Here is a 15,103-nt window from a genome sequence, read left to right as displayed (position 1 = left end):
AGGGAAAAGGGAAATCAGGACCACCAACCGCTGACCAGTTGCCGACCCAGGGGCCAGAGCTTTTCGCCGAGCAACATGCCCATCAAACCCACCAGGGCGATGGCCGGCGGCGCGGGCGAGCGGAAGTCCAAGGCGCCGTAGATCACGCCGACAAACAGGCCGATGGCGAGAGAAATGAGGTAGTTCATGGGGTGGCGCCTTGTGGGTTGATGGGCTCAGTCTAGAGCCCGCCTTCCTCACGCATCGGCCAAGTGCTTCAGGATTTCGGCCAATTCCTCAGCCGACGTAGTGCGACGGCGCCACACCGAGTGCGCGGCGGAACATGTCGCTGAAACTGCTTGGCGAGTAACCCAGAGCGCGCGCGATACTGCTCACCGATTGGCCCTGGATCAACTCCGCGACCGCCGTGGCCAGTTGCACCTGGCGACGCCATTCGGCGAAGCCCATGCCCAGGTGGCTTTGGAACAACCGCGACAAGGTACGCACGCTGGCCCCGGCGGCGGCGGCGTGTTGTTCGAAGGAGATGTCCAGGGATGGTGCGACCATCACCGCCTGGCACGCATTGCTTAGACGGCGGTCGGCGTCCATCGGCATGGCGATGCGGATTGGCGAGCGTCGCGCCCGTTGCAATTCCAGCAACGCCAGACGCACCACCGCGTCGTAGTAGCCGGCATCACCGCTGTCACCCTCGTCCACCAAGGTCACGATCAGTTCGCGCAGCAGCCCACCGACCTCGATCACCTGCACCTGGCCGTCCAGCGTCGCTGCCAATGCGGGGCGCAGGTAGATATTGCGCATCTGCAAGTCCGACACCACGCGAATCCCATGCTCCACCCCCGGCGGCAACCAGACGGCACGCTGGGGCGGCACCACCAGGGCTTCGCGCGGGGTTTCGACCCACATCACGCCGCTCATGGCGTAGAGCAATTGACCCCAGTCGTGGCTATGGGGCTCCACATACAACCCACGCGGATAGGTGCGTGCCAGAGGCTGCACGGGAACGGCATGATCACTGAGGTCGGGGGGTGCGGCCAGGGCCATGGGGAGCACATCAGTCAGGAGTGAGTGCTCATGGTAATCAGCGACGCTCGACAATCCGAGCTATTTTCCAATGTGGGAACGGGTTTGTGTGGGGGTGGGAGATTCTATGGTTGCGGCGCAACACCTCTACCAACAGTACCGCCGCCTTCGCAGCCTCGCTAAAGCTCGACAGCTCCCACAGGGGATTGGCGGTGTGAGAGGGATCTCCAGCCGAACACTGACATCCCAGCAACACAGCTCAAATGTGGGAGCGGGCTTGCCCGCGAAAGCGGTGGCTCAGCCAACACCTCTACCAACAGTGCCGCCGCCTTCGCAGCCTCGCTAGGGCTCGACAGCTCCCACAGGGGACTAGCAGTGCCTGGGCGATCTCCAGCCGAACACTCACTATCCATCAACACCGATCAACTGTGGGAGCGGGCTTGCCCGCGAAAGCGGTGGTTCAGCCAACACCTCTACCAACAGTGCCACCGCCTTCGCAGCCTCGCTAAAGCTCGACAGCTCCCACAGGGGATTGGCGGTGTGAGAGGGATCTCCAGCCGAACACTGACATCCCAGCAACACAGCTCAAATGTGGGAGCGGGCTTGTCCGCGAAAGCGGTGGTTCAGCCAACTCCTCTACCAGCAGTACCGCCGCCTTCGCAGCCTCGCTAAAGCTCGACAGCTCCCACAGGGGATTGGCGGTGTGAGAGGGATCTCCAGCCGAACACTCACTATCCATCAACACCGATCAACTGTGGGAGCGGGCTTGCCCGCGAAAGCGGCGGTTCAGCCAACACCTCTACCAACAGTGCCACCGCCTTCGCAGCCTCGCTAAAGCTCAACAGTTGCTCCCACATTTCTTTGACCACGTCAGTCGGCCTGGCGAGTATTGCTGCGATACATGAACACCAATGCCAGCGCCAGACAGACCATCGCCACAATCCGGCTCCCCGATAAATCAATCGCCGGGTTGCCCAGCCAGCCGAAGTTGTCGATCAACATGCCCATGCCCAATTGCCCGACGATCACGGCCACCGTCGCCACGGCGGTGCCGACCACAGGCACCGCGCCGACCATCACCAACATGTACACCACGCCGAACAAGGCACCGGTCAGTTGCCATTTCGGCACGTCCAGCAAGCTGACGGCCTGGGCGGGCTCGAAGAAGAAAATCAGCAGCGCCGTGCTGAGCGCACCGACGGCGAAGGTCAGCAAGCTGCTGCGCAACACGCCGACCGTCTGGCCCAGGCGCCCGTTGATCGCGGCCTGCACACTCAATACCGCACCGGCGGCAATGACCAGTACCAACAATAGAATCAGATTCATCGCCTTACCCTCGTGCAATCAGAACAAGCGCCACCACAATCAACGCCAGGGCTATCCAGCGCTCGCCGTTGACCCGCTTGCGCGCGGTGCCGAACCAACCGAAATGGTCGATCAGCACGCTCTTGCCGACCTGCCCGGACAAAATCGCGACCATGGTCATCGCGATGCCGATATGCGGCGTAGCCAGGGTCAACACCACCACGTACATCGGCCCGAGGAACCCGCCGATCAATTGCCAGCGCGGCAGGTCGGCCAGCGCCGGGCCCTTTTGCGGGCCGCTGAACAACAAGAGCACGTACAAGATCGCCGAACCAACGCCAAAGATGCTCAACGTCGCCCACAAATGCCCGACTTGCTGGCCCAGCGGCCCGAGCAAGCCTGCCTCCACCGACAGGCCCATGCCCGCCAGGATCACCAACGGCAGCAACAACAGCCGCAGAAGGTTATGTTTCGGACGGGCCGACGCCACACCCTCGATAGAACTTGCCTGCATACATCACCTGCGCTTCAAGAAAGGAACCATGGCGCGCATTATCCGGTGGTCGTGCTATGCAATAAATGGGAACATGCCGACAACACTTTTGCGCAAAACGCACAGCACGGAGTCATGATGCAGGGTTTGAATGAATTGAGTTTCAAGGCGCTGCGCCTGTTCGTCGCGGTGCTCGACCACGGCAGCTTTTCCGAAGTGGCCCGCCGGGAAAGCCTGGCGCCCTCCTCCATTTCCCGGCAGATCCAGCTGATGGAGCACGCCCTGGGCCAGCAGTTACTTTACCGCCACACCCGAGCGGTCAGCCCGACCGAGGCCGGGCGCCTGCTCGGGCATCATGCGCGACTGTTGCTGGAACAACTGGAAACCGCCGGCCAGGCCCTGCAGGAACAGGAGAGCGAACCCAGCGGCCTGGTACGTATCAACGCACCGATGGTGTTCGGCCAGCGCCACTTGTCACCGTGGCTCGGCGAACTGTGCCGACGCTATCCCAAGCTGCAACTGGACATCCAGCAGACCGACACCTACGTCGACCCGCTGCAAGACGGCACCGACCTGCTGTTTCGCATCGGCGTGCTCAACAACTCAGGCATGCAGGCGCGCATCTTCGCCCCGCAGCGCTTTCGCATCGCCGCCAGCCCCGCCTACCTGGCCCGACACGGCACGCCGCAGCACCCCGACGAACTCGTCCACCACCAATGCCTGGCCTACAAAGGCATCACCGGCCAACAACGCTGGTTCTTCCGCCGCGCCGGCAGCGACTGGACGCCCTACAGCGTCAAGGGCCCAATCACCGGCAACCACGCCGACACCCTCACCCACGCCGCCGAACAAGGCCTTGGGCTGGTCGTGTTCCCCTCCTGGCTGATCGGCGAAGGCTTGCGCGCCGGCACCTTGCAGGCGGTGCTGAACGAATACGAAGTGGCGACCACACTGGAGCCGCAGCAGATCGCCGCACTATGGCCGGGGAGCCGGCGGTTGTCGCTGAAGGTGCGCACGGTGATTGATTACTTTGTGGAGTGTTTTGGGACCGTGCCGTATTGGGATCGATGATTTAAAACAGCCACTGCCCAATCAACCACGCATTCGCCCCGCTGATCACGGTAAACAGAAACCACGCCAACACCCGCGTCGGCAGCCGATTCACAAATGGCCCCATTAGCTGCTTGTCTCCGGTCATGCGGATCAGCGGGAACAACGCAAACGGCAATTGCAGGCTGAGCACCACCTGGCTGAGGATCAACAGCTTGCCGATGGCCGCATCGCCCATCAGCCACACGCCGAGGAACGCCGGGATCAGCGCCAGGCCGCGGGTGATCAGGCGGCGTTGCCAGCAGGGAATGCGCAGGTTGAGGTAGCCCTCCATGATCACCTGCCCGGCAATGGTGCCGGTGAACGTCGAGCTTTGCCCCGACGCCAGCAAGGCGATGCCGAACAGGATGCTGGCAAACGCGCCGCCCACCAGTGGGTCGAGCAGATGGTAGGCGTCCTGGATCTCGACCACATCGGTGTGGCCGCTCTTGTAGAACGCGGCAGCAGCAAGGGTCAGGATCGCGGCATTGACCAGCAAGGCCAGGGCCAGCGAGCCGATGGTGTCGATGCGCGCCAGTTTGACCGCGTCCTGTTTACTGGCGAGATCCTTGCCGATCAGACGGGTCTGCACGATCGAGGTGTGCAGGTAGAGGTTATGCGGCATGACCGTCGCGCCGAGAATACCGATAGCCAGGTACAACGGCGCAGCGTCGCTGATCGCCGAGAGTGACGGCGTAAAGCCGCTGAACACATCCGGCCAATACGGTTTGATCAGCACCAGTTCGATAAAGAAACACACGCCGATGGTCGCCACCAGCGCCAGCATGATCGCTTCCAGGCGCCGGAAGCCTCGGTTCTGCAGGGCCAGGATCAGCAGCGTATCGAAGGCGGTGATGACAATGCCGGTGGTCAGAGACACCCCCAGCAGCAAGTGAAACGCCAGGGCGCAGCCGAGCACTTCGGCCAGGTCGGTGGCAATGATGGAGATTTCCGCCAGCGCCCACTGGGTACGGGCGGAGCGCCGGCTGTAGCGCTCGCGGCACAGTTGCGCGAGGTCCTTGCCGGTGGCGATGCCCAGCCGCGAGCACAAGCACTGCACCGCCATCCCCGCCAGGCTGGCCAGCAGCACCACGAACAACAGGCTGTAGCCGTAACGTGAACCGGCCTCGATGGCCGTGGCCCAGTTGCCGGGGTCCATATAGCCGATGGAGATCAACAGGCCGGGGCCGGCGAACATCAGCATGCGCTTGAAGAACGAAGCCTTGGGGTCGACGGCAACGGAGCCGGCCACTTCCGGCGGGCAGAACGGGGCGGTGGCAATTTTCGGCAGGCTGAATTTCACGCGGTATCCCAGGCAAACACACTAGACAGGCGCGCAGCTTAGCAGTCGGACGCGACCGTGCGCATTACCGTGTCCCTGGGCAGGTCAAACGCTTCCACGACTTGTACCACCAGGTCCATTTCCTGGTTCAGCGCCTCGCGCTCCATGCGCTGACGGATCACGCCGACCACCAGTACCGCCAAGGTGGTAATCGAATAGGCCGGGCCGGAAAATGCACGCACCCCGCTCACCAGCAACATCGCGGCCGCCAACGCCTGGCCCACCAGCGGAATCGCCGTGGCCGCACCACGCCGCAGGATGAAACCGGTGAGCCCGGCCAGCGCCGTGCCACTCAACGCCGTGGTCGCCGAGCGGCCCATGTCGAAACGATTGAACAAGCCCTGCTCTTTTTGCGCCGCGGCCTTGAGTTCGGCGTCGAAGGCTTGCCGGTCAGCGCTGTTGAGTTTGTCCTTGTATTGTTCGATGAGCTGCTGCGCGACCTGTGCCTCGATGTCCGCCAACGCCACGGTTGCAACCGGCTGATCAAACTTGATCCCCAGCCGTTGCGCGACATCCTCGGCGATCTGTCGATAACCCACGCCATGGCCACGGGCCAGGTTCATAAAGCTGTCGCCGCCCATGCGTTGCAGCTCGATGGCCAGTTTCAGCGGCTCGCGCACGCCGGCATCAATCGACGCGCTGCGTTTTTGCGCCATCAGTTCGGCGAGGAACTTCAACTCATCCGGCCGCGCCTGCACCAGTGCCGGGAACAGTTCGGCGTCCTCTTCGGCAAAGCGCACCTCGCTGCTGCGCTGGTCGGCGCGGATCATGCCGCGCCGTTCCTGCAACAGGTCGGTGTATTGCACCACCGTTTTAAGCTGCGGCCAGTAGGCGGCGTGATCGAAAGTTGCCAGGTGCACATTGGTGACCTTGGACTTGAGGGCGGGCGTGAGCGGGATGGCATAACGACCGATGCAGCGCTCGTTGTCCGGCTTGATCGCCAGTGCCCAATCCTTGCTGGAATGGCAGTTGATCAGCCGGCCCTGCAGCGGCGCCGAGACTTGATCCCATGGGCTCGACGTACAGATCGCCCCGCCCATCAGCAGCAAGTGATTCAACGGCAGTTCACGGGCCACCTCAGGGCTGGCCAACAAGCTTTTGACCAGAATCCGCGCGCCGAGGGAATGGCCGATCAGGTTGATGCGCCGCACCGGCAGGGCCTCGGCGTGCAGAAAGTTGGCCAGTTCAGGCAACAGGGTCTGGGCGACTTCGTCGACACGCGCCTCAACACTTTTGTAATGGTCGAGAAAATACGCAATCGCCTTGCCCACCCCCACAGTAGCGGCGCCCAGGCCACCGCCGCCGAGCATCGCAGCGATCACCTCCTTGAACGGCGCGAACAGGTTTTCCAGAAAATGCCCGGCCGGCCAGAACAGCATCACATTGGTCGAGCCTTCGATACTCGCCAGTTGCGCCTTGAAATTACCCAGTTGCTGACGGTTGAAGAACGCCGAATAACCGTGAACGTAGAGATTGAGCACATCCCCCTGGGGCTCGCCACACAACACAAAGGTGGGCTTGCGGGTGCGGTGCATTTCATCCCACTGGTGCTGCATGGGCCGGTGACTCCTGGTGACGATGGACGGCGATAGTAACAAAGCGTGGCCGGCGCAACGGTGAATCCTGACCGATGAACGATCAGAACAACGCCGCCGCCCTTGATTTGGCCAGGTAGCGCGCCGGCGCCTCCCCCACGTTGCGCCGGAACACCGAGGTGAATGCGCTGGAGCTGCTGAAGCCCAATGCCAGCGCCACGTCGGTAATCGAGGCACCGTGGCTGAGCCGCGCAGTGGCTTCCAGCAGGCACACCTGCTGGCGCCAGGCCACGAAGGTCATGCCAGTGTGTTCAAGGAACTGACGGGTAAAGGTGCGCCGGCTCATGCTTGACCATTCGGCCATGGTGTCGAGGGCGATGGTCTGCGTGGGCGCGTCCAGGAAGCGCTGGCAGGCGCGGGCGAGCCGAGGCTCTAACGGCAGCGGCGCGCTGAGGGGCAGCTCTGGCATGGCGCCGATTTCATCCACCAGCAACGTCAGCACGCAATGCTGCCTGACACTGGGCCCCGCCGCCGGGTCAATCGCCAGTGCCGCCTCCAGCAAATGCCGCAGCAGCGGCGACACCTCGAACACCTGGCAATGCCCCTGCAAACCTGCGCGCCGGGCAGCGGCGTCAGAGAGATAGGTGTTGAGCATGACCACATCGCCACGCATGTGCATTTCATGGGGCACGCCGCCGGGCACCCAGATCGCCCGCTGCGGCGGCACCACCCAATTGCCAAGATCGGTAAACATCTTCATCGCCCCCGTGGACGCATAGGCGAACTGGCCACGGCTGTGGGCGTGGCGCGCAAACACGGTGCCCGAGGCATATTCGTGCAGCGTCACTACGGCTTCGGGGTCATCACGGGTGAAGGTCGGGATCATGGCCCGATTTTGTCAAAACATGACCTGGCATAGCAAGCGGGCCATACGAACGCCGCCTACCATCGTTGCCTTTGGACACGCCTGCCAGCTCAAGGGAACGACCATGCTCAAGAAACACCTGGCACTTGCCATCCTCGTCACTCTGGTCTGGGGTTTGAACTTTCCCATTACCAAGCTTGGCCTGCGCGGTATCGACCCCTTCGTACTCACCGGCATCCGCTTCGCCCTCGCCGCCTTGCCGCTGGTGTTTTTCATCCGACGCCCCGCCGTGCACTTCGGCTATGTAGCGGCTTACGGGGTGATTTTCGGCTTGGGCATGTGGGGTGTGATCAACTACGGCATCCAGATAGGCGTGAGCCCAGGCATCGCTTCGCTGATCATCCAGCTCAGCGTGTTCTTCACCCTCGGCTGGGGCGTGGTGCTGTTCAACGAAACCCTGCGTGACGCACAACTGGTCGGCGCCGGGCTGACCTTGCTCGGCCTGGCGGGCATTGTCGTCACCCAGGACGGTAGCCACGCGGTGCTGGGGGTCATGCTGATCGTACTCAGCGCACTGGCGTGGAGCGTGGGCAACGTGATCATCAAACGCTCAGGGGTGAAGGAAATCTTCGCGTTCATGGTCTGGGCCGGCCTGTTTCCACCGATCCCGCTGTTCCTGATGGCCTGGTGGATGCACGGCAACGCTGCGTTCGAAAGCCTGCCCGCCCACCTGGACGCCACGGCCATCGGCTCGATCCTGTTCCAGGTCTACCTGGCCACGCACTTTGCCTACTGGGGCTGGAACTCATTGCTCAAGGCGTACCCGGTATCGACGGTGGCACCGCTGTCGCTGCTGATCCCGGTGTTTGGGCTCGCCAGTTCGATGCTGATCATTGGGGAGCGGGTTTCCTGGCTGGAGCTGGTTTCGATGGCTGTCATTCTGGTGGGGTTGGGGGTGGGGTTGTATCGCTGGCCGGTGAAACGCAAACCCGGCACAGGGCCGGGTAGCATTCAATAGGCAAAGTTATCGATCTTGACCTGGCCGTCTGGAAACGTCGCGATAATCTCCAACTCGCCGCCCATCGCACGGATGTAGTCTCGCAATGTACTGATGTACATGTCGGTGCGACGCTCCATCTTGGAGACCGCCGCCTGATTGATATTCAATAGTTTGGCCAGGCTCTCCTGGCTCAACTGCCGGGCCTTGCGCAGCTCGTGCAGTGGCATTTCCTTGAGATGTTGCTGGAACAACTGCTTGGCTTCGGCCTGGGATTGCGGCGTCATGCGTGCTTGAAGTTCAGCGAATTTTTTAGCCATGGTTGCGGCCCTCTTTACCTAATGCTTTCAAATGGACGTCATACAGCTTTTCTGCCTCCGGGACGTTTTGCTCATACCACCGTCCAAACAGCCCCAGGAGGTCTACACTGGCGGATACCGATACTTGCTCCTTTTCAGCCAGGCTATCCCAGCAACCGCCGAATTCATCCGTGTATTCAATGTCCCAACTCATGCAAATATTCCGCCCAAGGAATATAAACTCAAGAGCATAAAACTAGGTGACGAAGTGGCTAGGCTTCCACTCGCCGCGCACGGGCAATTGTTTGTAGATCCTTCAGAAGCGCCAGCAGAGCGTAAAAAAGGACGCTCCACATGCATCACTCACCGCAAAAACACAATTCTCGAAATGTAAAAAGCGCTCTAATACGCTCCTGTTGATTCGCTCTAAAGATCCTGGAGTTCCCAATGCCCCATGAAGGCAACCTGTTACAAGCAGCCGTGGTGTTCCTGCTCGCCGCCGTATTGACCGTGCCCCTGGCCAAGCGCCTGCAATTGGGCGCGGTGCTGGGCTACCTGTTCGCTGGCGTGATCATCGGTCCGTCAGTCCTCGGGTTGGTGGGTAACCCGCAAAGCGTCGCGCAATTTTCCGAATTGGGCGTGGTGTTGCTGCTGTTCATCATCGGCCTGGAACTGTCGCCCAAGCGTCTGTGGGTGATGCGCAAGGCGGTGTTCGGCGTCGGCCTGGCCCAGGTGTTGCTCACCGGCCTGGTGATGGGCGCTGTAGCCTTGTGGCTGTTTGGCCAGCCGTGGAATAGCGCGATCGTGCTGGGCCTGGGCCTGGCGTTGTCGTCCACCGCCTTCGGCCTGCAAAGCCTGGCCGAACGCAAGGAGCTGAACCAGCCCCATGGGCGCCTGGCCTTTGCCATCCTGCTGTTCCAGGACATCGCAGCCATCCCGTTGATCGCCATGGTGCCGTTGCTGGCCGGCAGCGATCATCCGACCACTGAGGCCCAGGGCTTGCAGCATGTGTTGCAGATCCTCGGCAGTATCGCCGTGGTGATCATCGGCGGGCGCTACCTGTTGCGGCCGGTGTTTCGCGTGGTGGCCAAGACCGGCCTGCGCGAAGTGTCCACCGCCACCGCCCTGCTGGTGGTCATCGGCACCGCCTGGTTGATGGAACTGGTGGGCGTGTCGATGGCCCTCGGCGCCTTCCTCGCCGGGCTGCTGCTGGCGGATTCGGAATACCGTCACGAACTCGAATCCCAGATCGAGCCGTTCAAAGGCCTGCTGCTGGGGCTGTTCTTCATCAGCGTGGGCATGGGCGCCAACCTCAGCTTGCTGCTCAGCAGCCCACTGCTGGTGATCGGCCTGACCATGCTGCTGATCGGCCTGAAATTACCCCTGCTCTACGCCGTCGGCCGCCTGGTGGGCGACCTCAACCGCGAAAGTGCCCTGCGCCTGGGCGTGGTGTTGGCGGCAGGCGGTGAATTTGCCTTCGTGGTGTTCAAGATCGGTCGCGACCAGGGCCTGTTCGAACCTCATCTCTACGATGTACTGGTGCTGACCATCACCCTCTCGATGGCGGTCACCCCGTTGCTGCTGTTGATCTGCCCGAAGCTGTTCAAGCCCAAGGTCAAGCCGGTGGAAGTGCCCGAGGAATACCGCACCATCGAGAGCGATGCACCTCGCGTGGTGATCGCCGGCATGGGGCGGATGGGCCAGATCGTCGCGCGAATCCTGCGCGCGCAAAACATCTCGTTCATCGCCCTCGACACCTCGGTGGAAACCATCGAGCTGACCCGCAGCTTCGGCGGCATGCCGGTGTTCTACGGCGACCCGCAACGCCCCGAAATCCTGCACGCGGCCAAGGTCGACCAGGCGGAGTTCTTCGTGATCGCCATGGACGACCCGGAAATCAACATCAAGACCGCCGAACTGGTGCGCAACCTCTACCCGCACATGAAAATCATCGCCCGTGCGCGTAACCGCCAGCACGTGCACCGCCTGGTGGACCTCGACGCCTCACCAGTGCGCGAGACCTTCTACTCCAGCCTGGAAATGAGCCGCCGCACCCTGGTCGGCCTCGGCTTGACCCAGGCCCAGGCGGATGCGCGCATCACCCGCTTCAAGAACCACGACCTGCAAGTACTGGCCGCGCAGCACGCGGTGTACGACGACGCGGCCAAGGTCATGCAGACCGCCCAGGAAGCCCGGGCGGAACTGGCGCGATTGTTTGAGATGGACCGGCTCGAAGAAGAGTCCGACAAGGTGTAAGGCCCAGGGCGAACGAGATTGCGATTTTTCTGACAGAATGTGCCGCAATTTCGTTCACCCCCCCTGGAGCGCTTCATGGCCACTTTCACCAAGACCGCCGCCCTGCTGGCCCTCGCGCTTGCCGCCAGCAGCGTGTTCGCCGCCAGCAGCGTGTTCGCCGCCAGCAAGCCGACCACGCAGACCATCTCCACCCTGGGTGGCAAGTTCACCTTCAACCTGCCCAAGGCCTACGCGGCCGACACCCTGCCGGTCAGCAAGGCCGAAGATGCCAGCGCCGCGACTCAAGGCACGCTATACGCCAACCAGACCACGAAAAGTGTGGTGATCGTCGCCGAAACGGTACGGACCGACGCGGTGAACGTCGAGGATAACGACGCACAGTTCCTCGACGGTGCAGTGGCCGGCTTCGTCAAGGATCAGAGCGCTGCCCTGCCGGACTTCAAGAAACAGAGCGAGAAAAAACTGACCTTCAAGGGCCTGGGCCTGCGCCAGGTGGACAGCACCGCGACACAGGGCGGTGGCAAGACGCTGAACAGCACATTCCTGGGGGGATCGGGCAACCACATGCTGGTGATCCAGGCGATTTCGCGCGGCGATGACGCCAAGGGCCATGCCGAGCTGGTGAAGCAGATCACGGGCGGCAAATAACCCGACCCGCCAAGCAACACCAAACCAAATGTGGGGGCCCGCCCCACATTTTTTGACCGTGCTCACTTCAAGCTTTTTTCCAGCCAGGCCTTCAAATCCTGCACTTCAGCCTCGCTGATGGTATGCGGCATGCCCATATATCCATGAAACTCCGGCTTCAACCCCACCCCCACCAACGCCTCATTCGCCCTCGTCGCCGACGCATACGCCAGCGCCTGGTCCAGCGTGCCGTGGCCAATGAAGATCGCCAGCCCGCTCAATGCCGCATCCGGCTTGAGCTCAGCCTTGAGCACTGGCAACACACTGCCACTCAACGCCGCAATCCCACGCACCAACGTCGGCTTACGCAACCCCACCTCGTAGGACATGATTGCGCCCTGGCTGAACCCCACCAGAAATACCCGATCGCTGCGGGTGTGGTACTTGGCGGTGGCCTGGGTCACAAACTCTTCGATCAGCCTGGCGCTGCGTTGCAAATCGGCGGTCTCGCCGTCGTAATCGCCATCCCCGGGTTTCTTCGCAAACCAGCGATAGCCGCGCGCATCCACCGGCATCGGCGCCCGTGCCGACAGGTAGGTCCAGGTGGGTGGCAGTGCGTCCTTGAGGCCAAACAGGTCCTCTTCGTTGCTGCCAAACCCATGCAGGAAAATCACCAGCGGCGCGTTACGCGCATCAGCCTGGGTCTGTTCCAGGTACGCCAGCGGTAAATCGGTGTGTAGCGTATCGTCGGCATGAACGGCGCCGGCCACCAGGGTCAGCGCGAGGGCAAACAGCTTGAGCATGGGGCGATACCTCAGGGTTTGCGCAACAGATAAGTGTCCATGATCCAGCCATTGGCCAGGCGTGCGGCCTTGCGCACCCGCTCGATTTCTTCGGCGACTTCAGCGACTTTGCCGCTGATCAGGATCTCATCCGGCGTGCCCAGGTAGGCCCCCCAGTAAATGTCCAGGTCCTGATCGGCCACGGTGCGGTAGGAGTCTTGCGCATCGAGCATCACCACCAAGGTGTCCGCATCACTCGCCTGCCCTGCCGCCAACCGGCGCCCGGTAGTGATCTCGATGGAGCAGCCAATACGGTTCAGCGGCACTTTGTGTTGCGCCGCCAGGGCCTGCACGCTGGTGATGCCGGGGATCACTTCGAATTCAAACTCACTGCGCCCGCTGGCCAGAATCGCTTGCAGGATGCGAATGGTGCTGTCGTACAGCGCCGGGTCGCCCCAGGCCAGGAAGGCACCGACTTCTCCGTCGGCCATTTCCTCGTTGATCATGCGCTCAAAGGTTTGCTGCTTGTCGCGGTTCAGATCCTCCACGGCGGTGGTGTAGTCGATTTCACCGCGCACGCGTTCGGGGCAATCGGCCTCGACAAAGCGGTAGCCGGGCTCGGTGATGTAGGTCTCGCAGATCTCGCGGCGCAGGTCGATCAACTTGTCTTTGCTCTGGCCCTTGTCCATCAGGAAAAACACGTCGGTGCGATTGAGCGCCTTCACGGCCTGCATCGTGATGTAGTCAGGGTTGCCGGCGCCAATGCCGATGATCAGGATGCGTTTCATGGGTTGCTCTCATTGCGGGGCGTGGATTTTGCCATGTTCGGCGGTTCAGGCGTGAGTTTCCAGGCGCAGGCGCCAGACCGTATTGAAGCGCAGCTCCGTACTGGACAGCGGCTCGACGTCGATCCGGTAGAACATCGCCACCGGAAGCTGCAGGGCGTAGAGCATCGCCGCGCGAATCACCAAGGGGTGGGTGACGGCGACGATATGGCCGGGGTGCGCTTCAAGAGCCTGCATCCACTGCGCGACCCGTGCACAGACCTGATCCACCGATTCGCCACCGTGGGGCGCACTGGCGCTGTCGGCCAGCCACGCGTTCAACTCATCGATCGCCAGCTGGCTGATGTCCTGGCCTTTCCACTGGCCGAAATCGCCATCGCGCAAGGCCTCTTCAAGCAGCGCATCGCTGCCGAACAAACCCGCGGTCTGCCGAGTGCGTGCTTCCGGCCCGCACAGCAGGCGGCGGCTGGGCTTGTAACGCGCGGCCAGCGACAGCGCCGCGCCTTGCCAATCCATCACCACCGCTTCGTCATCGCAGAAGCGCCCGCGTTTTTGCAGGGGCGTGACGGCATGACAGATCAGGGTCAAACGGGTGGCTTGCACGGACTTCGCTCCGACAGAGACAGGTCGGCAAGCCTCGCGCACTTATCCCTCAAGCGCAACGCCCTTGAACGGGCTTACCCCAATGCCAGTCGCTCAAGCAGTCCCGAGGGCAAACCACTCGCGCCGCCCCTCGAACGTGCTCACGATCAACTCCACAATCACCTGCACCGCCTGCGCATCCCGCACCTGGGCGTTCACCGCCAGCCACACCTGGCGTTGCATGCTGTCGTCCAACAACCCCGGCAACGCCACCAGCCCTCGGTCGAAGCTGCCCATGTAGTGCGGCAGCAAGCCGATGCACGCGCCGCAGCGGATCATTTCCAGCATCAGCGAGTAGGCCTGCACTTGCACCACGGCAGCGCGGCGTTGTTCCACCACGTGGTTCCAGGGGTGCAAGGCCTCGACCTGCACGTCGGGCTGCCACTGCACCAGCATGTAGTCGTCGAGGTCGTCGACGCTGTCCGGGCGCGTGGTCAGGCGTGAGTAGCGCTTGGCGATGTGCGGCAGGTAATGCAGGCGCGCCAGGGGCTGCGGCGGTTCAGTGGGGAAACTCGGGCCGCACGCCGGGCCCTCGGTGTCGGACAACCACAGCACCACGTCCACATCCACCGCTTGCAGCGACAGCTGGCTGTCGATGGAGATGATCTCCAGGCGCACGCTGGCATTACGGCGCAGCAAGGCAATCAAGTCGCGGCCGAGGATGTCGTGCAGGATCGGTTCGGCCACGGCCAGGCGGATCAGCGGCTGCTCCACCACCGGCAGGCGCCGTTCATGGGCCAGGGCGACCAGTTGTGCCTGCAATTGCTGGCCATCACGACTGAGCACCAAGCCGTTGCCCTGATACGTGAACAGCGCATGCCGCACCTGTTCTTCGAGCTGCGCCAGGCGTTTGCGCAACAACGTCGATTTGATATTCAGGCTGCGCGCCGCCTGCATGAAACAACCGCAGCGCGCACTCACCAGGAAGTAGCGCGCCACCTCCGGGTCGATCTCGCCGGCCAAGGCCTGCCAAGTGCGGTGTGGCTCATTCACGGCGCGCCAGGGGGCGGGCGATTGGACGCCGGACGGTTCTAGAAATGCCATGGGAGACTCCCTGTCTTGTTGG

At 62.4% G+C, this 15,103-nt stretch carries 17 protein-coding genes; 4 read left to right on the top strand and 13 right to left on the bottom strand.

Features of this window, described 5'->3' with window-relative positions:
- Positions 1 to 14: 14 nt before the first annotated feature.
- The 4 genes from AC3ISR_RS11190 to AC3ISR_RS11175 all read right to left on the bottom strand — a co-directional run bounded on the left by AC3ISR_RS11190 (position 15) and on the right by AC3ISR_RS11175 (position 2,839).
- Complete coding sequence (locus tag AC3ISR_RS11190; protein WP_192301089.1) at positions 15 to 188, bottom strand: DUF1427 family protein; 174 nt, start codon at positions 186 to 188, stop codon at positions 15 to 17.
- Between the two features lie 88 nt (positions 189 to 276).
- The gene (locus tag AC3ISR_RS11185; protein ID WP_192301090.1) at positions 277 to 1,041 is read right to left on the bottom strand and encodes an AraC family transcriptional regulator; all 765 of its coding nucleotides are present in this window, start codon (positions 1,039 to 1,041) and stop codon (positions 277 to 279) included.
- An 849-nt stretch (positions 1,042 to 1,890) separates the two neighbouring features.
- A complete protein-coding gene (locus AC3ISR_RS11180; RefSeq protein WP_192301091.1) occupies positions 1,891 to 2,346 on the bottom strand; it encodes a DMT family transporter in 456 nt (151 codons plus the stop codon).
- A 4-nt stretch (positions 2,347 to 2,350) separates the two neighbouring features.
- The gene (locus AC3ISR_RS11175) at positions 2,351 to 2,839 is read right to left on the bottom strand and encodes a DMT family transporter (protein WP_192301092.1); all 489 of its coding nucleotides are present in this window, start codon (positions 2,837 to 2,839) and stop codon (positions 2,351 to 2,353) included.
- A 117-nt stretch (positions 2,840 to 2,956) separates the two neighbouring features.
- On the opposite strand from AC3ISR_RS11175, the gene AC3ISR_RS11170 reads away from it, so the two are divergent.
- On the top strand, positions 2,957 to 3,889 hold the full coding sequence (locus tag AC3ISR_RS11170; protein WP_489324754.1) for a LysR family transcriptional regulator: 933 nt from the start codon (positions 2,957 to 2,959) through the stop codon (positions 3,887 to 3,889).
- Between the two features lies 1 nt (position 3,890).
- Here AC3ISR_RS11170 and AC3ISR_RS11165 read toward each other — a convergent pair whose 3' ends face one another.
- The 3 genes from AC3ISR_RS11165 to AC3ISR_RS11155 form a co-directional block, all read right to left on the bottom strand.
- Positions 3,891 to 5,210, bottom strand: a complete 1,320-nt coding sequence (locus AC3ISR_RS11165) for an Nramp family divalent metal transporter (protein WP_192301094.1) — start codon at positions 5,208 to 5,210, stop codon at positions 3,891 to 3,893.
- A gap of 38 nt (positions 5,211 to 5,248) precedes the next feature.
- The gene (locus tag AC3ISR_RS11160) at positions 5,249 to 6,805 is read right to left on the bottom strand and encodes a DUF726 domain-containing protein (RefSeq protein WP_489324753.1); all 1,557 of its coding nucleotides are present in this window, start codon (positions 6,803 to 6,805) and stop codon (positions 5,249 to 5,251) included.
- 82 nt (positions 6,806 to 6,887) lie between these two features.
- On the bottom strand, positions 6,888 to 7,670 hold the full coding sequence (locus AC3ISR_RS11155) for an AraC family transcriptional regulator (protein ID WP_489324752.1): 783 nt from the start codon (positions 7,668 to 7,670) through the stop codon (positions 6,888 to 6,890).
- A 103-nt stretch (positions 7,671 to 7,773) separates the two neighbouring features.
- On the opposite strand from AC3ISR_RS11155, the gene AC3ISR_RS11150 reads away from it, so the two are divergent.
- A complete protein-coding gene (locus AC3ISR_RS11150; RefSeq protein WP_463984766.1) occupies positions 7,774 to 8,667 on the top strand; it encodes an EamA family transporter in 894 nt (297 codons plus the stop codon).
- Here AC3ISR_RS11150 and AC3ISR_RS11145 read toward each other — a convergent pair.
- Positions 8,661 to 8,966 carry an XRE family transcriptional regulator gene (locus tag AC3ISR_RS11145; protein WP_489324751.1) on the bottom strand — a complete coding sequence of 102 codons (306 nt, stop codon included), beginning with the start codon at positions 8,964 to 8,966 and terminating at the stop codon, positions 8,661 to 8,663. The genes AC3ISR_RS11150 and AC3ISR_RS11145 overlap by 7 nt on opposite strands.
- Entirely contained in the window at positions 8,959 to 9,159 is a 201-nt protein-coding gene (locus tag AC3ISR_RS11140; protein ID WP_489324750.1) for a hypothetical protein, read from the bottom strand. The genes AC3ISR_RS11145 and AC3ISR_RS11140 overlap by 8 nt, the downstream gene beginning before the upstream one ends.
- Before the next feature lie 233 nt (positions 9,160 to 9,392).
- Here AC3ISR_RS11140 and AC3ISR_RS11135 point away from each other — a divergent pair, with 233 nt between their 5' ends.
- Both AC3ISR_RS11135 and AC3ISR_RS11130 read left to right on the top strand, forming a co-directional pair.
- Positions 9,393 to 11,201 carry a monovalent cation:proton antiporter-2 (CPA2) family protein gene (locus AC3ISR_RS11135; protein WP_489324749.1) on the top strand — a complete coding sequence of 603 codons (1,809 nt, stop codon included), beginning with the start codon at positions 9,393 to 9,395 and terminating at the stop codon, positions 11,199 to 11,201.
- A 75-nt stretch (positions 11,202 to 11,276) separates the two neighbouring features.
- Positions 11,277 to 11,849, top strand: a complete 573-nt coding sequence (locus tag AC3ISR_RS11130; protein WP_489324748.1) for a DcrB/PsbP domain-containing protein — start codon at positions 11,277 to 11,279, stop codon at positions 11,847 to 11,849.
- Positions 11,850 to 11,911: 62 nt separating this feature from the next.
- On the opposite strand, the gene AC3ISR_RS11125 is transcribed toward AC3ISR_RS11130, so the two are convergent.
- From AC3ISR_RS11125 to AC3ISR_RS11110, 4 genes are all read right to left on the bottom strand, one after another.
- Positions 11,912 to 12,631 carry an alpha/beta hydrolase gene (locus AC3ISR_RS11125; RefSeq protein WP_489324747.1) on the bottom strand — a complete coding sequence of 240 codons (720 nt, stop codon included), beginning with the start codon at positions 12,629 to 12,631 and terminating at the stop codon, positions 11,912 to 11,914.
- Positions 12,632 to 12,642: 11 nt separating this feature from the next.
- Positions 12,643 to 13,398, bottom strand: a complete 756-nt coding sequence (gene cobF, locus AC3ISR_RS11120) for a precorrin-6A synthase (deacetylating) (protein ID WP_489324746.1) — start codon at positions 13,396 to 13,398, stop codon at positions 12,643 to 12,645.
- A 45-nt stretch (positions 13,399 to 13,443) separates the two neighbouring features.
- A complete protein-coding gene (locus AC3ISR_RS11115; protein ID WP_489324745.1) occupies positions 13,444 to 13,998 on the bottom strand; it encodes a histidine phosphatase family protein in 555 nt (184 codons plus the stop codon).
- A gap of 93 nt (positions 13,999 to 14,091) precedes the next feature.
- Positions 14,092 to 15,081 (bottom strand): LysR family transcriptional regulator, encoded by a 990-nt coding sequence (locus AC3ISR_RS11110; protein ID WP_463984764.1) that lies wholly within the window; start codon positions 15,079 to 15,081, stop codon positions 14,092 to 14,094.
- Between the last annotated feature and the right edge of the window lie 22 nt (positions 15,082 to 15,103).

The organism is Pseudomonas sp. GL_117, from assembly GCF_057835125.1.
This window is presented reverse-complemented; position numbering and strand designations above follow the sequence as displayed.